The 21,585-nt window shown below is 32.7% G+C and carries 17 protein-coding genes and 1 other annotated feature; of the genes, 14 read left to right on the top strand and 3 right to left on the bottom strand.

What is annotated here, in order from left to right:
* Positions 1-11: 11 nt before the first annotated feature.
* Positions 12-2,315 carry a glycoside hydrolase family 31 protein gene (locus bsdtb5_RS20535; RefSeq protein WP_271713815.1) on the top strand — a complete coding sequence of 768 codons (2,304 nt, stop codon included), beginning with the start codon at positions 12-14 and terminating at the stop codon, positions 2,313-2,315.
* 104 nt (positions 2,316-2,419) lie between these two features.
* Entirely contained in the window at positions 2,420-2,695 is a 276-nt protein-coding gene (gene spoIIID, locus bsdtb5_RS20530) for a sporulation transcriptional regulator SpoIIID (protein WP_271713814.1), read from the top strand.
* 177 nt (positions 2,696-2,872) lie between these two features.
* On the opposite strand, the gene bsdtb5_RS20525 is transcribed toward spoIIID, so the two are convergent.
* Positions 2,873-5,170 carry a glycoside hydrolase family 3 C-terminal domain-containing protein gene (locus tag bsdtb5_RS20525; RefSeq protein WP_271713813.1) on the bottom strand — a complete coding sequence of 766 codons (2,298 nt, stop codon included), beginning with the start codon at positions 5,168-5,170 and terminating at the stop codon, positions 2,873-2,875.
* Positions 5,171-5,271: 101 nt separating this feature from the next.
* Complete coding sequence (locus bsdtb5_RS20520) at positions 5,272-5,859, bottom strand: CHAP domain-containing protein (RefSeq protein ID WP_271713812.1); 588 nt, start codon at positions 5,857-5,859, stop codon at positions 5,272-5,274.
* Between the two features lie 426 nt (positions 5,860-6,285).
* Between bsdtb5_RS20520 and bsdtb5_RS20515 the strand changes: the two genes are divergently transcribed.
* The 4 genes from bsdtb5_RS20515 (at position 6,286) to bsdtb5_RS20500 (ending at position 11,763) form a co-directional block, all read left to right on the top strand.
* The gene (locus bsdtb5_RS20515) at positions 6,286-7,071 is read left to right on the top strand and encodes a hypothetical protein (RefSeq protein ID WP_271713811.1); all 786 of its coding nucleotides are present in this window, start codon (positions 6,286-6,288) and stop codon (positions 7,069-7,071) included.
* 483 nt (positions 7,072-7,554) lie between these two features.
* A complete protein-coding gene (locus tag bsdtb5_RS20510) occupies positions 7,555-8,565 on the top strand; it encodes a LacI family DNA-binding transcriptional regulator (protein WP_271713810.1) in 1,011 nt (336 codons plus the stop codon).
* A 316-nt stretch (positions 8,566-8,881) separates the two neighbouring features.
* Positions 8,882-9,967, top strand: a complete 1,086-nt coding sequence (locus bsdtb5_RS20505; protein WP_271713809.1) for an HD-GYP domain-containing protein — start codon at positions 8,882-8,884, stop codon at positions 9,965-9,967.
* Between the two features lie 224 nt (positions 9,968-10,191).
* A complete protein-coding gene (locus bsdtb5_RS20500) occupies positions 10,192-11,763 on the top strand; it encodes a response regulator transcription factor (protein ID WP_271713808.1) in 1,572 nt (523 codons plus the stop codon).
* Between the two features lie 47 nt (positions 11,764-11,810).
* Here bsdtb5_RS20500 and bsdtb5_RS20495 read toward each other — a convergent pair whose 3' ends face one another.
* Complete coding sequence (locus bsdtb5_RS20495; RefSeq protein WP_271713807.1) at positions 11,811-13,091, bottom strand: hypothetical protein; 1,281 nt, start codon at positions 13,089-13,091, stop codon at positions 11,811-11,813.
* A gap of 469 nt (positions 13,092-13,560) precedes the next feature.
* On the opposite strand from bsdtb5_RS20495, the gene rpmG reads away from it, so the two are divergent.
* The 8 genes from rpmG (at position 13,561) to rpoB (ending at position 21,578) form a co-directional block, all read left to right on the top strand.
* Entirely contained in the window at positions 13,561-13,710 is a 150-nt protein-coding gene (rpmG, locus tag bsdtb5_RS20490) for a 50S ribosomal protein L33 (RefSeq protein WP_161836870.1), read from the top strand.
* Positions 13,711-13,740: 30 nt separating this feature from the next.
* A complete protein-coding gene (secE, locus tag bsdtb5_RS20485) occupies positions 13,741-13,950 on the top strand; it encodes a preprotein translocase subunit SecE (protein WP_271713806.1) in 210 nt (69 codons plus the stop codon).
* Positions 13,951-13,960: 10 nt separating this feature from the next.
* Positions 13,961-14,476 carry a transcription termination/antitermination protein NusG gene (nusG, locus tag bsdtb5_RS20480; RefSeq protein ID WP_271713805.1) on the top strand — a complete coding sequence of 172 codons (516 nt, stop codon included), beginning with the start codon at positions 13,961-13,963 and terminating at the stop codon, positions 14,474-14,476.
* Positions 14,477-14,647: 171 nt separating this feature from the next.
* Entirely contained in the window at positions 14,648-15,073 is a 426-nt protein-coding gene (gene rplK / locus bsdtb5_RS20475; protein WP_271713804.1) for a 50S ribosomal protein L11, read from the top strand.
* 161 nt (positions 15,074-15,234) lie between these two features.
* A complete protein-coding gene (gene rplA / locus bsdtb5_RS20470) occupies positions 15,235-15,927 on the top strand; it encodes a 50S ribosomal protein L1 (protein ID WP_271713803.1) in 693 nt (230 codons plus the stop codon).
* A 121-nt stretch (positions 15,928-16,048) separates the two neighbouring features.
* Positions 16,049-16,189: a sequence feature (ribosomal protein L10 leader region), on the top strand.
* Positions 16,190-16,230: 41 nt separating this feature from the next.
* On the top strand, positions 16,231-16,725 hold the full coding sequence (rplJ, locus tag bsdtb5_RS20465; RefSeq protein ID WP_271713802.1) for a 50S ribosomal protein L10: 495 nt from the start codon (positions 16,231-16,233) through the stop codon (positions 16,723-16,725).
* Between the two features lie 142 nt (positions 16,726-16,867).
* The gene (gene rplL, locus bsdtb5_RS20460; RefSeq protein ID WP_271713801.1) at positions 16,868-17,233 is read left to right on the top strand and encodes a 50S ribosomal protein L7/L12; all 366 of its coding nucleotides are present in this window, start codon (positions 16,868-16,870) and stop codon (positions 17,231-17,233) included.
* 502 nt (positions 17,234-17,735) lie between these two features.
* Entirely contained in the window at positions 17,736-21,578 is a 3,843-nt protein-coding gene (gene rpoB / locus bsdtb5_RS20455; protein WP_271713800.1) for a DNA-directed RNA polymerase subunit beta, read from the top strand.
* Positions 21,579-21,585: the final 7 nt, after the last annotated feature.

Raw genomic sequence — 21,585 nt, 5'->3', positions numbered from 1 at the left:
GAGAGTAAATAATGTTTGGTAGACTAAAAAGTTACGAGAAAAAAGAGCAAGTTATTTATCTTCACTTTGAAGAGATGACAACAAGAATTGAGGTATTGACAGATTCAATAATAAATGTGTTTGCTGGACTTGATAGTGAAGAGCATCATTCAACTTCAATTGAAGGAGATAAAAAAGTACCAACCGTATATCAGGTTGAGATGGATTCTGCTTGCGTTACCATAACAACGAGTAAATTAATTGTTAAAGTATATGATGAGTACAAAGTAGATTTTTATGATGCGAAAGGAAAAAGCCTTTGTAAAGATTATAGAAAGAGCCGATTGCAAGCGACGAAACAATCAAAGGAAGCTAAGGAATTGGCATTAATGGAAGGACATCAGATTAGTAATTCCGAGGAAGCTGAGAATAAAATAATAGTAATCAAAGAAATGGAAGAAGATGAAGCGTTTTACGGTCTAGGTGATAAAACAGGCTTTTTAAATAAAAGAGGATATGAATACGAGATGTGGAATACGGACGATCCTTCGGCGCATAATGAATCCTATAAGTCTTTATATAAGTCAATTCCATTTTTCATTACATTAAAAAAGAATCATGTATTTGGAATATTCTTTGATAATCACTATAAGAGTTATTTTGATATGGGAAAAGAGAGCGATGATTATTATTTCTTTGCTGCGGATAAAGGAAATCTCGATTATTATTTTATCTATGGTGAAGATATGAAAGAAATCATATATCATTATACGTACTTGACTGGAAGAACTCCGCTACCTCAATTATGGACCTTAGGTTATCAACAATCGAGATGGTCATATGAGAATGAAGACAGTGTAAGAGATATTGCAAGACACTTTAGGGAATTGGATATTCCTTGTGATGCTATTCATCTAGATATTGACTATATGCAAGATTTTAAAGTGTTTACATGGAACGGGAAGGACTTCCCTAACTATATACAATTAATTCATGATTTAGAAGAAGAAGGGTTTAAGATTGTTACCATTATAGATCCAGGCGTTAAGAAAGAGGATGAATATTTCGTATATGAAGAAGGCAAGCAAAATGGGTATTTTGCTACAGATACAAATGGTGATATCTATGTAAATCAAGTGTGGCCAGGAGATTCAGTATTCCCTAATTTTACTGAGGAAAAGGTAAGAGAGTGGTGGGCAGATAAACAGAAGATTATGCTTGAAAGTGGAGTAAAGGGAATCTGGAATGATATGAATGAACCTGCAAGTTTTAAAGGTGAGATTCCTAAGGATGTTGTATTTTCTATGGATGGAAGAACGACAAACCATGAAGAAGTACATAATGTATATGGACATTTTATGTCAAAAGCAACTTTTGATGGTCTTAAAAAACATGATAAAAAGCGTCCATTTGTAATTACAAGGGCTTGCTTTGCTGGTACTCAAAAATACAGTACCGTTTGGACGGGAGATAATCAAAGCCTATGGCCGCATTTGCAGATGGCAATTCCGCAATTAATTAATCTTGGAATGAGCGGAATAGCTTTTGCAGGAACAGATATTGGAGGGTTTGGTCATGAAGCAACCAAGGAATTGTTAAGTAGATGGATTCAAGTGGGATGCTTCTCGCCTCTATGTAGAAACCACTCTGCGAGCGGTAGTAGATATCAGGAACCATGGATGTTTGACAAGAAAACATTAGATATCAATCGTAAATATATCAAGTTAAGATATCAATTAATTCCATATTTATACGATCTGTTCTATGAGAGTGAAAAAACTGGATTACCAATTATGCGTCCGCTAATTCTACACTATCAGTCGGACGAGAAAGTAAAAGAAACCAATGATGAGTTCTTAGTTGGTGAAAATGTATTAGTAGCGCCAGTTGTAGAACAAGGTAAGAGGTTTCGTGCGGTGTATTTACCAGAAGGTAAATGGGTGGATTATTGGACAAGAGAGGTTCATCAGGGTAAACGAATTATTATAAAGGAAGCACCACTTGATATTTGTCCGATCTACGTAAAGAGTGGTAGCATTATACCAAATTATCCAGACATTAAGTATATAGGTGAGAAGGAAATAGAGTACCTAATTCTAGATCTATATGACGGAGTAGGCTCTTATACTCATTATCAAGATAATGGTGAAGATTATGCTTATCAGAAGGGCGAATATAATCAATATCAAATAGAGTTAACAAAAGAACATGAAGTAAAAATACGCTTGATTTATGGAGGATACGATAAGAAATATAAAGGATTTATACTTCGTTATCATGGAAGAGAAGAAAAGGTAATGTTAAAAGGAGATGAGTTAATAATTGATTTGAAGTAATTGAGAGGATGGGTGAATTAAGCGATTAAAACCATTTGGAATCTGTACTATCTAAGAATCTAGCCGCATACAATGTAAAAATAAGTATCATAGGGGGATTCTTTTTGAAAGGTTACATAGAAGAAAGAGCAGTAGATATTGCTAACTATATCATTGATTATAATGCAACTGTACGTCAGACTGCAAAGCAATTTGGTATAAGCAAATCCACCGTTCATAAAGATGTTACAGAGAGATTAACTCAAATTAACCCATCCCTAGCCAAAAAAGCAAGAATGGTCTTAGACCTTAACAAATCCGAAAGACATATTCGTGGGGGACTAGCAACAAAAGAAAAGTATCTTCATAAAAGTCAGTATAATAAAAGCTATATTAATTAGATAGAAAAAGTAACTAAGAAAAACACGTTTTATAAATAAACATGTTATGAATTAACTATTATTTAGCTTTATTAGAAAAAGAGATAATGTATTGAGTCTAGGAAGAGAATAAGAATAAAAAGAAAAGGGGCAATTCACAATAACTGATTTCAATTATTGTGAACTGTCCCTTTTGCATTATTTTGCGTTTAATTGATTGATAACATTCCTAATATCTTCTAGTGTAATGCCAAAATCTCCAAAAGATAAGATCGAATGAATTGGCATACCATCAAACATTTGCTTTATCATTTCAGTAGAACCTTCCCCAAGACTATTGTCCTCTGAGAGAGGTACGGAAAGAATACATTTTTTTATTAGATTATCGAATATGGATGGGTCCTTCACATATTTATAGACATCACCGCAAGTTGTGGTATCGGTAACAACAAATGGTAGGTGGCCTGTTGAGTCGATATGTACAGTTTGAGAAAGTAGGATATTGTTAGATGAGGAACCAACTAATATCTCATAGTCACCAGTAGGTACGTACCAATTATTGATGGACATCTCATAGTAGGCAAAGGAACGCTTATCTAGTTTAAATAATATTTCTTTTTCTTCGTTTGGTTGTAATGATACTTTTTCGAATCCTTTTAGCTCTTTGATAGGTCGTACTTGTGTACCGCTTGGAGATTTAACATATAACTGAACCGTTTCTTTGCCGAATACAGAGCCTGTATTTTTAATCTTTAATGATACACTTAATGTATCGGTATCTTTCATAATGGTATTGCTAAGTTTCATATCATCATATTGGAATGTGGTATAGCTTAATCCGTGTCCAAAAGGAAATAGTACGTTCATGGCCTTCTTCTCATAGTAACGATAACCAATATAGATACCTTCGCTATATACAACTTCTTTCTCTGTACCGGGGAAGTTAAGGTAAGAAGGATTATCTTCTAATTTTACTGGGAATGTCTCAGCTAATTTACCACTTGGATTTACTTTTCCATATAATAAATCTATGGTAGATTCACCTACTGCTTGTCCTCCTAAGTATACATCGAGTACTGCTTTAACATCATTAATCCAAGGCATAGTAACTGGAGAACCATTATGTAGGACAATAAGTGTGTTAGGTTGAACCTTAAGTACTTCTTGTATTAATATATTTTGGCAATTTGGAAGGTTTAAATGTGTTCGATCATAGCCTTCGCTTTCAAAACTATCAGGAAGTCCAGCAAATATTACAGCAACTTCTACGGATTTTGCTAATTCCACTGCCTCTTGTAACAAAGCTTCATCAATTTTATCTGTAGAAAGGTGATAACCTTTGGCAAATGGTGCAGATGGTTGCTCTTCACCTTTTAATGATGTAGTACTCATACTTGCAAAAGAATCAACAGCATTTGTAACTTTAAAGCTATGTATATGACTAGAACCGCCACCTTGATATCTTGGTTCCTTTGCGAATTGTCCAATAAAGCAAACCTTTTGTTCCTGTTGAAGTGGAAGTATATTATCGTTTTTTAGAAGGACAGCACATTCGCCAGCAATCTTTCTTGCCAGGTTGTGATGAGCTTCTTTATCGTAGGAAATTCCTTCTTTTTTATTATCATAAAAATGTTTGATCAGGTTTAATACTCGTTTGGTAGCAGTATCTAAAGTCTCCATATCAAGAGTCTTATTATTGATTGCTTTCACAATTTCTTTATCATTAATGCCACTAGAAGAAGGCATCTCAAGATCTAGCCCTGCTTTTAGCGCGGATACTCTTTCGTTCATTGCACCCCAATCTGACATTACAAGTCCTTCAAAGCCCCATTCATCACGAAGAACTTTATTTAATAACCAATCATTTTCACATGAATAAGTTCCGTTAATTCTGTTATAGGAACACATTAATGTGGTTGGTTTTGCTTCCTTAACAACTATCTCGAATGCAGTCAAATAGATTTCGCGTAACGTACGTTCGTCAATGTTAGCGCTTATACTCATGCGACGATATTCTTGATTATTAGCTGCAAAATGCTTTAGGCTAGTACCAATCCCTTTTTCTTGTACACCATTTACATAGCTAGCAGCAAGTTCGCCAGCAAGGTATGGATCTTCTGAATAATATTCAAAATTACGTCCACATAATGGGGAACGTTTCATATTAATACCTGGTCCTAGTAAAGTGGACACTTCTTCTGCCTGGCATTCGTCGCCTAATGCGTTACCTAATTCCTTTAATAGATCTCTATCAAAGGAACAAGCAAGTGCTGATGCACTTGGAAAACAAACAGCTGCAACGCTATCTCCGAATCCAAGGTGATCTGGGTCATCTTCCTGCTTTCTAAGTCCGTGAGGGCCATCAGAAACCATGACATTTGGTATGTTTAATCGTTCAATTGTTTTAGTATGCCAGAAGTCAGCAGCAGAGCATAAGCTTGCTTTTTCTTCTATGGTAAGTTGATCTAGTACTTCTTTTACATTAAAACTATTCATTTGAATACTCCTTTTCATAAATAAATATAAAAAAAGGTGTATTACTATTCTGATTCTAAATCCAAACAGTAAATAACACCTTTAAGTTATTATGTATTAATCTATTTATTTCTTACCATATTTTCGTTGATTCCTGCTATATAAGTACTTTCTTTATCTACGCTTGATAAACGGTAGAAACTTGCAGAATCAACAGATATAGTTCGATTAATTTTTGTAACGTATTTACCACCTTGAGACCATTTCCAATTTTGTTCAATTAAAGTAACCGTTGATTTGTTAACATCTTTTACAATTGCCCAATGAGTGCTTGTACTACTTGTATCCATAGCAGCAATATCGCCAACCATAGGAGCAGATACCTTTATAAAAGAATCTTTATTTGACTGTGGAGTTCTGTCGTGGAAAAAATTATTCGCAGTTACACCATATACTTCTTTGTAATATCTTTTTACATAAGCAGCACATGAATAGGTATCGCTTGTACCATCATTCCCGCCTGGACGATATATAGCATCAACGCCATTAAAAGAATCAGCAACAAAGTTAGAAGCTGAAATTGTAACTATTTCATTATCATTGTCCGAAGCCATTACAGAGTTCGGTATGAGAGTAAAAGAAAATAGTAATGCAATTGTAAGTATAAAACTACTAAACTTATATTGAGTTCTTCTAATATGACTTGTCATATATCACCAATTCCTTTGCGTAGTATTTTTGCTTTTGATAAAATAAATACAAAAACATATCAATAGTTTTAATTAATTATAATAAATTTAATAAAAATTAGCAATAATAATTCATAAATTATTAATGATTTGTAATAATTGCTTAAAATATAATCGCTAGCTTGTACAAATTTACAATAAAGGTAATAGTGATTAGGATTGTCAAAAGTCTTATTTTAGTTTACTGGGTGTATGTTGAGAATGACCTTTGACATCTTAATCAAGATTGTAATAAAAACAACTTCAAGGAGATAAACGAGAACAATGTTTTGCATATATTTTCGTAATTCGGAAAAAATAATTATGGATAGATTGTAAAAAGTCTTAATTTAATGTTAATGTTAACAACTTTTATAGAAACGTGTTAGTCACGAGATGGGAGTTAATATGTACAAAAATAAGAATAAAGATAAATTACTACCGGATCACATAATGCATGTCAAAAAGGAATTTAATAAAGGAGTAGGTAAGATACTTACTCTCGTAGCAGTCGCTTTAGTAGCAATCTTATCTATATATGAGTTGAAATATGGGATAACAAAGGAAAAAGGTGATGAGATAGACTATGGGTTCAAAGTTGATGCTTCTTCAGATATCAATCAATTAGAAAAAGTGAACAATTCTAAAAAGATAGTGGAAGATAAAGTTCTTGATAATGTAAGAACTGCTAATAATCTGGGAAGTATAGTCAGTGAGAAAGTGGATTTGAGTTATTATACAAATAGTAAAGATATTAAAAGTGTGTATAGAATTTATGATATGAATGAAAATCATAATGGATATCTTGTTCAAGTTTTATCAGAAGGCGAAAATGAACGTTTGTTGATTGCAGTAATGTTTGACAATATAGGAGAAAAGATTTTGAGTGTAAAGGTATTAAAGGGGCTCAATTATATACCGAAAAACCATTATAGTGAAATACATGATTTTTGTGATCAATTTAATCGAATTCATGCACCAATTGCATTAAAAGAGGAAAAGAGTTATCTAAGTAAATATGCAATGACAAAAGAATATTCAAAAAATAATATTTATAAAGAAAGCTTTGTGAACGAAATAAAAGGCGAGAAAGAATCTTCGATTATTATTGTAAAGGGTATCAATAATGCATATCGATTTCTGAAAAATATTATTATATTAGATAGTAATCGAGAAGAACATAAAAAGTTGTAAGAGATTTTATTAATATTATTAATTTATTAATAGCCACGTAAACGTTTTCGAAAAAGTTTAGTGTGCATTATTAATAATTTACTCGATGTGATTCGAGATTCATATTACAGAATAAAGTGGTTATATTGTTAAAATACAGGTGAAAACATGATAAATAAAATGATTTGGAGTATATTCTTTGTATAAATATTATTAAATAAAATATTGATAAAAAATATAACTTGCATGTGAAGAGTGAAATGCCACTAGTGTAAAAATAAAAGCGAAAATTTAGCTGAATATGAAATCAAGTTTACTATTATATTGTGGCTCTCTAGAATAATAAATTATCATATTAATTACTAATAGAACGTGACATTATAAGGGAAAAGGCTATATTTACTATAAAATAATATTGATTAATTTTCGTGAATGCTATATAATTAATTAACGAAAACGTTATAGTTCAGTATAGAAGTATTTAGGAAGGTAGAAGGTGAAAAGATGGCAACAACGATAAAAGATCTTTCTCTTAAATGTGGAGTATCAGTATCTACGATTAGTAAGGCTCTTAATGGATATCAGGATATTAGTGAAAATACTAGGCAATTAGTTCTTAAGACTGCTAGTGAAATGGGATATTTTCCAGATGCAAATGCAAGAGCGCTAAAGATGAAGAAGACATATAATATTGGGGTATTATTCTCGACATTGTCTAATCATGGACTTAGAAATGAATACTTTGCACATATTCTCGCTTCTTTTAAGGAAAATGCAGCAAGCAGAGGATATGATATTACTTTTATTGAACACAATATTGGTAATCGGAAAATGACTTATCTAGAACATTGTAAACACAGAAACTTTGACGGTGTGTGTATTGCTTGTGCAGAGTTTAATGAGCCAGAAGTTCTAGAAATTGTAAATAGCGAATTCCCAGTTGTGACAATTGACCACTCTTTTAATGATGCCATTTCAATATTATCTGATAATGTGGAGGGTATGAGGCAATTGACACAATACATAATTGATCAAGGACATACCAAAATAGCATATATACATGGTACACGTTCTTCCGTTACACATAATCGTTTGGTTAGCTTTAATACAGTATTAAGAGAAAATAGTATCTCAATACCAGAGGAATATTATGTAGAAGGAATATACAGAGATCCTGAGAGAACAGAGGAACTGGCAATGAATTTATTGACGCATCCAGATAGACCAACCTGTATAATTGCACCAGATGATTATGCTGCGTTAGGAATTATGAATGTAGCTGCAAGGTTGGGATTAAAAATTCCGGATGATATATCTATTGCAGGTTATGATGGAATCTCAGTAGCACAAACCTTAGAACCAAATTTGACTACAATAAGACAAGATGCGAATAAGATTGGTGCAGAAGCTGCTAAGCAGCTGATTAATTTAATTGAGAGTCCTATGGCCACCTCGTTAGATAATATATATTTAAAAGTTCAACTTGTAAAAGGTGGATCTGTGAAAAAATTATAATTTTTATAACTTTATTTTTATATTGAAAGGCTATCACAAATTCTGTTTGTGATGGCCTTTATCCATATAAGAGTGTAAGAGAAAGATAATAACAGTGGTTTGTGTGGAAATATAAAGGAATGATGTCATAAGATGATAAAAAAGATAAGGAAACAATGAGCGATGTCGGATTATGTTGCTGAATAATAGATTGTATGTTATTATAATAAGATAGAATATAAATGGGGTTATATTCGTACTAATGGCAGACTTATGAGAATCTGTTACGGTACAGATGAGTGCTGGCTAGTTTACGAGCAGATAGGAGTTAGTTAATATGAGATTAGTATCGTTGGCTATGATAACGGAAGAAATGGTGTTAGCACAGCCTATTTATTATGCTGATAATTTGATTTTAAAAGAGGGAGTAACTAATCTGAACCGATTTACAAAGCGCTTAAAAAGCTTGGGGATTGATTTAGTATATATATATGATGAAATAAGTGATGGAATTGAGATCCCAGATGTTATTTCAAATGAAACTAGAGCGACTTGTAAAAGAGTATTGCAAGATACAGTCGATAGGTTCCTTGTAGAAGATTCGATGGACGGTGAAGGAATCGTAAATGTGGCTGATTGTGTGATTAGAGAAATACTGCAGAATAAGGACGTTCAGTTAAATCTTAATGATATAAGCTCTGCTGACGAATATACATTAGCTCATTCAGTTAGTACAACTGTATATGCTTTGGTAATAGCAAAAGAATTAAATTATAATAAGAGTTTAATGAATAAATTGGCAATTGGTGCCTTGCTTCATGATGTTGGCAAGGTTGCATTAGATAGAAACATAGTATTTAAGCCAGACCGCTTAACAGATGAAGAATATAAACATGTACAGTTACATGCACAAAAGGGTTATGAAATCTTAAAAAAATGTAACGAAATAACTGAACTATCACGGATTATTGCCTTAACTCATCATGAGAGGATAAATGGTGCGGGATATCCCAAAGGATTGCAAGGAAGTGAAATTCATCAGTTTTCAAAAATTGTAGCGATTGCAGATGTATATGATGCTTTAACTTCTGAACGATGTTATCGTAAAAAGTGGCCTGCTCATAGGGCTGCTGATTATTTGGTGGAAAATACAGAAGGGCAATTTGACGTTGAGTTAGTTTCCATCTTTTTAAAACAAATCGCTTTATTTCCTAATGGTTCAATGGTTCAATTATCGAATGGAGATATTGCTTTAGTAGAGAGACAAAATAAAAATATGCCTCTAAGACCGGTAGTACGTGTGTTTCAAAAAGGGAATGGTAATAAAGTAAAGCCATATCATGTTAATCTTATGGAGGATTTATCTATTACAATTTTACAGTCTGAGCTTGAATTGCAGGATGGGAAAAATAATCTCGCTTAAATAGAGTTGGATTGTTTGATATCATAGTAATTATAGAGGCTTAGTAATACAAAAAGAAAAAAATGGTAATATATAGATTATATTGACAAAATGAATTAAGCGGTTAAAATAGATATATATATGATATTTTAACTTGAGTAAAAAGCACAGCCTATATATAACTGATTAAGCTGTAAGCCTGTATGAATGGATAAATGTTAAAATCCTGAGAATAGGAGTGGGATATGTATAAAATACTTGTAGCCGATGAAGAAAGAGCATTTATAAATGAGATTACGGATACAATTAATAAAAAGATAGATAGAGCAAAGGTTGTTGATTATGCGATTACTGGACGAGATGCAATAGATAAGGCAAAGTTAATAAAGCCTGAGATTATATTGCTAGATGTTAAAATATCTGGAATTAATGGGCTAGAAGCAATCAAATCAATTAGAAGATTTTTGCCAGAGGTACACATTATAATCGTGTCTTCCTATGATTATTTTGGATTTTTACGTGAAGCAATTCGATTGAGTGTTGACGATTACATATTAAAGCCTGTAAATAAAACAAACCTAGTTGATGTTCTAAATGGAATAATTGATGAAATACAAATAGATGATACCCAAGTACATAGTGAAGATCTAGGTCAAATAGTAATGAACGATGTAATTGAAGCTACAGAACATAACATTGTCTATTCTGTTTTATTTAATAAAAACTTTGAAAGTCAATTATTAAAGTATCAGAATATGATTAAAATTGGTCAAAATGCATGTGTTATTAGTACTGAAATAATATCGCAGACTAACAAATACTCTGATGATTATCAACAAATGCGTAGCTGTATAAAAAGCATTATGAAAGACAACAAGACAGAAGGTGTAGTTGGTCCGTTGATCGGTAATAGAATAGTATCTATTATATCGTTTGATGAAGTTCTTGATTCTTCTTATATTAAATCTATAATGTATCAAATAGCGAACTGTATTCATGTGAATTTAAACAAGGAGATTGGAGCTGATACAAAGATTGGCATCGGTAATTTGGTTCTTTTAGAAGAACTTTATACCTCTTATGAAGAGTCATTAAGAAGTATAGCCTTAAATGAAGGTGAGGATGTATTACATATTGATGATATAAGTAACAGGAAGAGAATGGATTGTAAAGAATATGTAGAGATGCAACTTAAGCTAGTAGAAAGTATTAAGTTGGCAAAAGAAGAAGCAATGATCATATATTGTTCTTTGTTGCAGGCGCTTGAGTTACTAACTGAAAAACATAGAAAAAGTAAAATTGTAGAGCTACTTGTATTATCTTGTTATGCGTCAAAGACCTACTGTAAGAATGAAAATGAATATTTTGATTACAGTGATATGGTTGAAAATATTAATAAATTAGAAAAAAATGATCTTGATATTTGGGCAATATATCAATTTGAATTGATAATTAAAGCGACTAGAAATAATAATAATGAGAAAGTATCTAACGTAGTTAGTATGGCATTAAAATATATTGAAGAACATTACAAAGAGGAATTATCGCTTGAAGATGTATCGAAGCATGTAAGTGTAAGCCCTCAGTATCTTAGTAAATTATTTAAAGAAGAGACAAATAGTAATTTTGTGGAGTATACAACGAAGTTACGAATTGAAAAGGCAAAGGATCTCATGAATAGTACAGATAAGACTATTAAAGAAATATGTTTTTCTGTAGGATATCATGATCCTAATTACTTTAGCAGAAAGTTCAAATCTATCGTTGGTATTTCTCCAACCGATTATTTGAAAGGAAAAGAAATTGTTATGTATTAAAGGCTATCCAAAATGGATAGCCTTTTTTATGTAAGAATTAGTTCTTATTAACAATAAGAATTAAAAATCATTCCACTATAGATAGAAGTCATATATGGATTAGAAACACCAGGTTTGGTAACGTCTTTATAGTAAACGATTGTCTTATCTAAGTACTTCATTGGATTTAACATTATTTCATTGCTCTTATTTAAGATGGATGGTATAAAACCTAATGAAGTTGAAAAAATCTTTTGGAGGTCTCCATCATTAGCTGCTTGTAATATAAGAGATTCTTCTAAGTTGATTTCATTGTTACTATTAATATTTAATCCGCAAGATTCAAATTCGTTCTTATAATCATTAACAATGGATGATACTTCCCACATTAGTCTTTTAGCATTGCGATGATTTGTGCTTTGCTCATTGCTTAAACGAATGATATCATTGTAAGGTTGGATGATTGAATCTAATCCAGCAATAATCTTATCTCGATCGGGAACTAAACTAAGAGTTACGACTTCATTCGATGATGCATTTAGGTTAATATTAAGGGATTTGTTAATGCAAAAGGAATTCGATGAGGTGGTTTTCTCCTCTCCATTCAATTCGAATACAGCATTTTTGGGAATGCTAGTTAATGTATTGAGTTGAAGAATATCTATAATTCCTGGATTGCTACTATCTGATTTCTGATCTTGTAAGGAAAAGATGAGATTGCCATCTGATCCGGTTGAAGTAGATTCTAATCGAATCCTTCCGGCGTCGTTCGTCTGGGAAGATTCAAACGTAGCTAAGACACCTATGTTTGCTTGGTTGATATAATCAACTAATTTCAGTTGAGTATCTTTGCTAGTTACTTGAGTTGAAATGTTATATTGGAACTCATATATATCATCTTTGGTTCGTATACTAAAACGATAATTTCCCGGTTTTAGAGGTTTGGAAATATTGTTAAACTCCTTGCCTGTATTTACTTGAGATGTAGCTAGCTGTTTTACTTTTATCAAGTATTGATCTAGTAAGTCTGATGAGGATGAGGTTGTTAGACTAGCATCCACAATATCGGTATTGCTACTTATGACTTCTTTTGAATCTGTGATAGAAGAGAGAGTATTCTCGTCTAAATCAAGCATAGTTTCATGAAGATTAATCGCATTTTGCTTAAGAGACAGTGCGTAATTATTGTTCGTATTTGTTATATTTAATAAATAAACAGGAGATTTTCTACTTAAATTAATGATACTATTATATATCGTCTTAAGCTCAGATTTCTTATGGGAATGATATTTTGTTGTTTTGTTATTGGAGTAATTAATAGGTAAATAATTATAGGTAGTGTTAATCATTGATAAGATCTCCTTTCTATTCATTATGTTAACAACTGAATGCGTAGTTAACCACTATACAATTATAATAGTAATACAATTCTACTGGTTGGTTTATCGGCTGTAAAAACTCTATAATTATCATAAAATAAATTCTACATATATTAAATAAGGATATAGTACTAATTTACATATGAAGCATTGATATAATTAATATAACATCAATTTGGATATATGTCGACAGGATAGACTAAAATTGTAACCCATAAATGGGAAAAAGATTATTTCTATACAAAAATAGGGCGTATTAATAAGAAAAGAAATAAAATTATGGATAATACTAGCATAAACACAAAAAATATGATATACTACATTATAAAAAAATATTGACGGAACTGTAAGAGTATGATATATTAGACTAGCGATGGAAGAGGTCTTTTTTTTATGCCTAAAAACAAGTAAATACGAAATTTAATCGGAGGTGGAAGTTGTGCGCGTAAAGATCACATTGGCATGTACAGAATGTAAACAACGTAATTATAACATGACTAAGGAGAAGAAAACACATCCTGACAGAATGGAAACAAAAAAATATTGTAAGTTCTGTAAATCACACACATTACACAAAGAAACTAAATAATAATTATTAACCTTACAAGGAAGTGAAAAAATGGGAGAAACTGCAAATATTTCAGAAAACACTCCAAAGAAAAGTTGGTTTAAAGGTCTTAAAGCAGAATTTAAGAAGATAATTTGGGCAGACAAAGAATCACTTATTAAACAAACGGCAGCTGTAGTTGCTGCATCCGTTGTATTAGGTATAGTTATTTCCATAGTTGATATTGTTGTCAAATATGGTGTAGAATTCTTAATAGGATAAGGGTGAGAATATGTCAGATACGAATTGGTACGTTGTTCACACCTATTCAGGTTACGAGAACAAAGTAAAAGCCAACATTGAGAAAACAATTGAAAACAGAAAGCTTCAAGATCAAATCATAGAGGTTTCAGTTCCAATGCAAGATGTTGTGGAAGTTAAAAATGGTGTTAAGAAAACCGTTCAGAAAAAACTATTTCCTGGATATGTTTTACTTAACATGATTATGAATGATGACACTTGGTATGTTGTTCGTAATACAAGAGGTGTAACAGGCTTCGTTGGTCCTGGTTCAAAACCAGTACCACTAACTGATGCAGAAATGAAGAGCATGGGAATTATTAAAGAAGAAGTCGTGATTGACCTAGAAGTAGGTGATGCTGTGACAGTAACGTCTGGTGTATGGGAAAATACAATGGGTGTTATTACACAGATAAATAATCATAAACAAATCGTAACAATAAACGTTGATATGTTTGGTCGCGAGACACCTGTTGAGATTAGTTTCACAGATATTAAAAAGATGTAAAATAATGAAGCATCTAGGAAAACTAAATCATAGAATTTAGTAAAAAATGAGACGATATAAAACATTATGAAACGTTTAGCGTTTCAATAAAATGAAACGTCTCTAACAAACAATCTAGATGGTGGGAGGGAAATTCCCGCAAACACCACAAAATTCAGGAGGTATGCTATAATGGCAAAGAAAGTTACAGGTTATATTAAATTACAAATCCCTGCTGCAAAGGCTACACCAGCACCACCAGTTGGTCCAGCACTTGGACAACATGGTGTTAACATTGTACAATTCACAAAAGAATTCAATGCAAGAACAGCAAATCAAGAAGGAATGATTATTCCAGTAGTTATTACTGTATATCAAGATAGAAGTTTTAGCTTTATTACTAAAACTCCTCCAGCTGCAGTATTATTAAAGAAAGCTTGCAACATTAAATCAGGATCAGCTGTTCCTAACAAAACTAAAGTTGCAACAATTACTAAAGCAGAAGTTCAAAAAATCGCTGAACTTAAAATGCCAGATTTAAATGCTGCTAGTATTGAAGCTGCAATTAGTATGATTTCAGGTACTGCAAGAAGTATGGGAATCACAGTAGTTGACTAATTTTTAAACAAGAAACTATTAACAATTTTGTTTTTAGATTATAAAAAGATTTCAAGTAAATGCTTAATTGCATTTTAACAATAGAATATATTTCATATGGAATATATATTTCGAATCGTGGGAGGGTTAACTCCCGATAATACCACTAGGAGGTTAATAGAATGAAAAGAGGAAAGAAATATGTTGAAGCTGCAAAGCTTATCGATAAAGCTAATTTATACGATGCAGTGGAAGCTATTAGTTTAGTTAAAAAATCAGCTGTTGCTAAATTTGATGAAACAGTAGAAGCTCATATCAGACTTGGTGTTGATGGACGTCACGCTGACCAACAAGTACGTGGTGCGGTAGTATTACCTCACGGTACTGGTAAAACTGTTAAAGTTCTTGTTTTTGCTAAAGGTGATAAAGTTGCTGAAGCAGAAGCTGCTGGTGCAGATTTCGTTGGTGGAGATGAATTAGTACCTAAGATCCAAAATGATGGTTGGTTAGACTTTGATGTTATCGTTGCAACTCCAGATATGATGGGTGTTGTTGGTCGTCTTGGTCGTGTACTTGGTCCTAAAGGATTAATGCCAAACCCTAAAGCTGGTACTGTTACAATGGATGTAACAAAAGCTGTTAATGATATTAAAGCAGGTAAGATTGAATATAGATTAGATAAAACAAATATTATCCACGTGCCAGTTGGAAAAGCTTCATTTAGTGAAGAACAATTAGCGGACAACTTCCAAACGCTTATGTCTGCAATTAACAAAGCAAAACCAGCAGCTGCAAAAGGTCAATATTTAAAGAGTGTAACACTTACTTCAACTATGGGACCTGGAGTTAAATTAAACACTACTAAAATCAGCTAATTTATCTTAGGTATAAATTTCTAAGATTTTATAGTGCAAAAAGTTTTGATTTGTAATTGACAACTCATATATATAAATGTTATACTACTTAAGGTTGTTCGAGAGGATAACTCAAGAATACTCTTAGTAACAATGACTGCCGAAGACAGTAGGTACCGTAAGGTATAAGTTGAAAACGCCTACCGAGGAATATAAGATAATCAAACGATGACTTATAATAACCCTCTCTGTCTTTGATAGAGAGGGTTTTCTCATGTAGAGATATAACGGCGGTTCAAAAATCTATAAGGAGGTGCACCAGTCATGGCTAAAGTTGAATTAAAACAACCTATCGTTGAAGAAATCAAAGGTTATGTAGCAGATGCAAAAGCTGCTGTATTAGTAGACTACCGTGGTTTAACAGTAGAACAAGATACAGAACTTCGTAAAAAACTTAGAGAAGCAGGAGTTGTATACAAAGTATACAAAAACACAATGCTTAACTTCGCTTTCGAAGGAACAGTATATGCTGATCTAGCAAAACATCTTGAAGGACCAACTGCTGTAGCATTTGGTATCGAAGATGCAACTGCACCAGCTAGAATTTTAAATGAAGTTGCAAAAACAGCTCCAGCATTAGAATTCAAAGCAGGTGTTGTAGAAGGAACTTACTATGATGCAAAAGGAATTCAAACAATTGCAACAATTCCTTCAAGAGAAGTTCTTGTTTCCAAATTACTTGGAAGCTTACAATCACCAATTACAAACTTTGCTCGTGTTCTTAAGCAAATCGCTGAAAAACAAGAAGAAGTTGCATAATTTAATGCAGTAATTTCACTTGCTTGCAAGGGTGAAATCACAAACGATGAGAGTGAAAGTGTTTTTCTTTCACACTTGTTAATCTGAGGTAATCGGATCAAAAAAATTAAAATACGAATATAAAATATGGAGGTATCTTATAATGACAACTCAAGAATTTATCGAAGCTATTAAGAGCTTAACAGTATTAGAATTAAATGATTTAGTAAAAGCATGTGAAGAAGAATTTGGTGTATCAGCTGCAGCAGGTGTTGTAGTAGCTGGACCAGCAGCAGGTGCTGCTGAAGCAGAAGAAAAAACTGAATTTGATGTAGAATTAACTGAAGTTGGTGCTAACAAAGTTAAAGTTATCAAAGTAGTTCGTGAAGTAACTGGTTTAGGATTAAAAGAAGCTAAAGAAGTAGTAGACGGAGCTCCAAAAATGCTTAAAGAAGGTGCTACTAAAGAAGAAGCTGATGATATCAAAGCTAAATTAGAAGCAGAAGGCGCTAAAATAACTTTAAAATAATTTTTTATAGTTATTGCTATATAGAAAGGCTAGAGGAACATTCCTCTAGCCTTTTTTTAATAATAGAAGGACAAGTTTACTTTTGTAAACAAATATAAAAAACTAATTTAATTAACATAAATCATTGGTAATTGTGATAGAATATGTAGATATTGTATGTTGATAAGTGATGAAGTATTTTATAAATATGATATAAAGTTATAGTATATAATTGTATAATAATTAAAAGTGCCTGGACTGTGGTAGATTATATTGGATACTTAAGAAACAATCTTAATATAGAAAAAAAGAATTTTAATTAGAAATCAGATGAATATGGATAAATAGAAATAACCAAAAAATACATGATTAAATTCACAAAAAAAGATACGCAAATAGTGTTGACATCTAGTCCATGATGTGGTAACATGAAATGTGCACTATTGTGGTGTCATATGCTTTAATCTCTTATTAATGAAATTATAGCATATATATATAAAAAATTCAAGGGGTGAAAACGTCAATGGATAAAAAAAGAATACGTCCAATGAAAGTTGGTAATGGCGTAAGAATGAGCTACTCAAAGCAAAAAGAAGTATTAGAGATGCCAAATCTTATCGAAGTACAAAAAGATTCCTATCAATGGTTTTTAGATGAAGGACTTAATGAAGTATTCGATGATATTTCTCCAATTGCTGACTATAGCGGGCATTTGAGCTTAGAGTTCATTGATTTTGTGCTATGTGAAGACGATGTTAAATATTCAATTGAAGAATGTAAGGAAAGAGATGCAACTTATGCAGCTCCACTTAAAGTTAAAGTAAGACTTCACAATAAAGAAAATGACGAAATTAATGAGCATGATATATTTATGGGTGACTTACCATTAATGACAGACACGGGTTCTTTTATCATCAATGGTGCAGAAAGAGTTATTGTTAGTCAGTTAGTACGTTCCCCTGGAATTTATTATGCTATAGGACACGACAAGATCGGTAAAGAATTATATTCCTCAACAGTGATTCCTAATAGAGGAGCATGGCTAGAATACGAAACTGATTCCAATGATATTTTCTATGTTCGTGTAGATAGAAATAGAAAGGTACCTATTACTGTTTTGATTCGTGCTTTAGGTATTGGAACAAATGTTGAAATTCAAGAGCTATTTGGAGAGGAACCAAAGATTTTAGCAAGTATAGCGAAGGATACATCTGATAATTATCAAGATGGTCTATTAGAGCTGTACAAAAAACTACGTCCAGGTGAACCTCTATCAGTAGAGAGCGCTGAAAGCTTAATTACTAGCATGTTCTTTGATGCTAGACGATATGATTTAGCTAAAGTAGGAAGATATAAATTTAATAAAAAATTAGCACTTAAAAATAGAATTGTTAATTCACCATTATCAGAAGATGTTATTGATTTGAGTACAGGTGAAATTATCGCAGAAAAAGGTACAATTGTAACAGAAGAATTGGCAAATAAGATCCAATACTCTGCAGTACCATATGTTTGGGTTCAAACTGAAGAGCGAAATGTAAAAGTACTTTCTAATATGATGGTGGATATTTCAAGCTTTGTAGATGTTAATAAAGAAGAATTAGGTATCCATGAAGAAGTATATTATCCAGTATTAAAGGATATTTTAGAAACTTATGATGATATTGAAGATATTAAAGTGGCTGTTCAAAAGAATATGAATGAACTTATTCCAAAACATATTACAAAAGAAGATATTTTGGCTTCTATTAATTATAATATCCATTTAGAATATGGTTTAGGTAATGCAGATGATATTGACCACTTAGGTAACAGAAGAATTAGAGCGGTTGGTGAATTACTTCAAAATCAATATCGTATTGGTTTATCTAGAATGGAACGTGTTGTTCGTGAAAGAATGACAACTCAAGATCTAGAAGGAGTATCTCCTCAATCACTTATTAATATTAAGCCAGTAACTGCAGCTGTTAAGGAATTCTTCGGAAGTTCACAGTTATCACAGTTCATGGATCAAAATAACCCTCTAGGTGAGTTGACACATAAGAGACGTTTATCAGCACTTGGACCTGGTGGTTTATCAAGAGATAGAGCAGGTTTTGAGGTTCGTGACGTTCACTATTCTCATTATGGTAGAATGTGTCCAATCGAGACACCAGAAGGTCCTAACATCGGTCTTATTAACTCATTAGCTTCTTATGCTAGAATTAATGAGTATGGATTTATTGAAGCTCCATATCGTAAATTGGATAAGTCAGACTCCAAGAATCCTAAGGTTACCGATGATGTTGTATATTTAACAGCAGATGAAGAAGATAAGTTCATTGTTGCACAAGCAAATGAACCATTAGATGATAATGGATACTTTATTAACAATAATGTATCAGGTCGTTTTAAAGAAGAAACTTCTGAATTTGAAAAATCTAAAATTGATTTGATGGACGTTTCTCCAAAGATGGTATTCTCAGTTGCAACAGCAATGATTCCTTTCCTTGAAAATGATGATGCGAACCGTGCCCTAATGGGATCAAACATGCAACGTCAGGCCGTTCCACTACTATTTACTGAATCACCAGTAGTTGGTACAGGTATGGAAGGTAAAGCAGCGGTTGACTCTGGTGTATGTGTTGTAACAAAGAAGTCTGGTACTGTTGAAAAATCAACTTCAAAAGAAGTTGTTATTAAAAACGATGATGGAACTAGAACTGCATATAAAGTATCAAAATTCGATAGAAGTAACCAAGGTAACTGCTATAACCAAAGACCGATTGTATTCAAAGGAGATAAAGTTGAAGCAGGTCAAGTTATCGCAGATGGTCCATCAACTCAAAATGGTGAAATCGCACTTGGTAAAAATCCATTAATCGGTTTCATGACTTGGGAAGGTTACAACTACGAAGATGCTGTATTATTAAGCGAAAGATTAGTACAAGAAGATGTTTATACATCTGTTCATATAGAAGAATACGAAGCAGAAGCAAGAGATACTAAGCTTGGACCAGAAGAGATTACTAGAGATGTTCCTGGTGTAGGTGATGATGCTCTTAAAGATCTTGATGAAAGAGGTATTATTCGTATTGGTGCAGAAGTTCGTGCAGGAGATATCTTAGTAGGTAAAGTAACTCCTAAGGGAGAAACAGAACTTACAGCAGAAGAAAGACTTCTTCGCGCAATCTTTGGTGAAAAAGCAAGAGAAGTTAGAGATACTTCCCTTAGAGTACCACATGGTGAATATGGTATTATTGTTGATGCAAAAGTATTTACAAGAGAAAATGGCGATGAATTATCACCTGGTGTAAACCAAACAGTACGTGTATACATTGCACAAAAGAGAAAAATCTCTGTTGGTGATAAGATGGCTGGTCGTCATGGTAATAAGGGTGTTGTTTCTAGAGTATTACCAGCAGAAGATATGCCTTTCTTACCAAATGGTAGACCTCTAGATATCGTTCTTAACCCTCTGGGTGTACCTTCACGTATGAACATTGGACAGGTGCTTGAAATCCACTTAAGTTTAGCTGCTCAAGTATTAGGTTTTAAAGTAGCAACTCCAGTATTCGATGGTGCAAAAGAGTTCGATATCATGGATACTCTAGAATTAGCAAATGATTACGTAAATACTCCATTAGAAGATTTCGAAGCCAAATATAAAGATGTATTAGAACCAGAAGTAATGGAATATTTAGTGAAGAATCAAGATTATAGAAAACAATGGGAAGGTGTTCCTATCAACCGTGATGGTAAAGTAAGACTTCGCGATGGTAGAACTGGAGAATATTTTGATAGTTCTGTTACAGTAGGTTTCATGCACTATCTAAAACTTCACCACTTAGTAGATGATAAGATTCATGCTCGTTCTACTGGTCCTTATTCATTAGTTACACAACAACCATTAGGTGGTAAAGCACAATTCGGTGGACAGAGATTTGGAGAGATGGAAGTTTGGGCTCTTGAAGCATATGGAGCTGCATACACATTACAAGAAATCTTAACGGTAAAATCGGATGATGTTGTTGGCCGTGTTAAGACTTATGAAGCAATTATTAAAGGGGAGAATATATCAGAACCTGGTATTCCAGAATCCTTTAAAGTATTGTTAAAAGAACTTCAATCATTAGCACTTGATGTTATCGTTCTCGATGAAAATGGTAACGAAATTAAGATGACTGAAAATATAGAATATGGCGATGAAGATTTAACTCCATTAATTGAAGGTGATGAAGGCTTTCGATTTGATGAAGAACCATTTGCAGATGCTGGATTTAGAGAAGTAGAAGCAGATGAGAGCGCTGAAGAAGATAGCATTTTCTCTGTTTTCGAAGATGAAGATATTGAGTTAGCTGAAATGGACGAAGAATTTGAAGATTAATACCGAA

This window comes from Anaeromicropila herbilytica, assembly GCF_016591975.1.
Classification (GTDB): Bacteria; Bacillota; Clostridia; order Lachnospirales; family Lachnospiraceae; genus Anaeromicropila; species Anaeromicropila herbilytica.
This window is presented reverse-complemented; position numbering and strand designations above follow the sequence as displayed.

Coding starts and splice junctions, on each gene's coding strand:
- bsdtb5_RS20525 (WP_271713813.1), bottom strand. CDS start 5,170: ATGAATAGTTTTAATGTAAAAGAAGTACTAGATCAACTTACCATAGAA.
- secE (WP_271713806.1), top strand. CDS start 13,741: ATGGGAGAAACTGCAAATATTTCAGAAAACACTCCAAAGAAAAGTTGG.
- bsdtb5_RS20505 (WP_271713809.1), top strand. CDS start 8,882: ATGAGATTAGTATCGTTGGCTATGATAACGGAAGAAATGGTGTTAGCA.
- rplL (WP_271713801.1), top strand. CDS start 16,868: ATGACAACTCAAGAATTTATCGAAGCTATTAAGAGCTTAACAGTATTA.
- bsdtb5_RS20510 (WP_271713810.1), top strand. CDS start 7,555: ATGGCAACAACGATAAAAGATCTTTCTCTTAAATGTGGAGTATCAGTA.
- rplA (WP_271713803.1), top strand. CDS start 15,235: ATGAAAAGAGGAAAGAAATATGTTGAAGCTGCAAAGCTTATCGATAAA.
- nusG (WP_271713805.1), top strand. CDS start 13,961: ATGTCAGATACGAATTGGTACGTTGTTCACACCTATTCAGGTTACGAG.
- rplK (WP_271713804.1), top strand. CDS start 14,648: ATGGCAAAGAAAGTTACAGGTTATATTAAATTACAAATCCCTGCTGCA.
- bsdtb5_RS20500 (WP_271713808.1), top strand. CDS start 10,192: ATGTATAAAATACTTGTAGCCGATGAAGAAAGAGCATTTATAAATGAG.
- bsdtb5_RS20535 (WP_271713815.1), top strand. CDS start 12: ATGTTTGGTAGACTAAAAAGTTACGAGAAAAAAGAGCAAGTTATTTAT.
- bsdtb5_RS20520 (WP_271713812.1), bottom strand. CDS start 5,859: ATGACAAGTCATATTAGAAGAACTCAATATAAGTTTAGTAGTTTTATA.
- bsdtb5_RS20515 (WP_271713811.1), top strand. CDS start 6,286: ATGTACAAAAATAAGAATAAAGATAAATTACTACCGGATCACATAATG.
- bsdtb5_RS20495 (WP_271713807.1), bottom strand. CDS start 13,091: ATGATTAACACTACCTATAATTATTTACCTATTAATTACTCCAATAAC.
- rplJ (WP_271713802.1), top strand. CDS start 16,231: ATGGCTAAAGTTGAATTAAAACAACCTATCGTTGAAGAAATCAAAGGT.
- rpoB (WP_271713800.1), top strand. CDS start 17,736: ATGGATAAAAAAAGAATACGTCCAATGAAAGTTGGTAATGGCGTAAGA.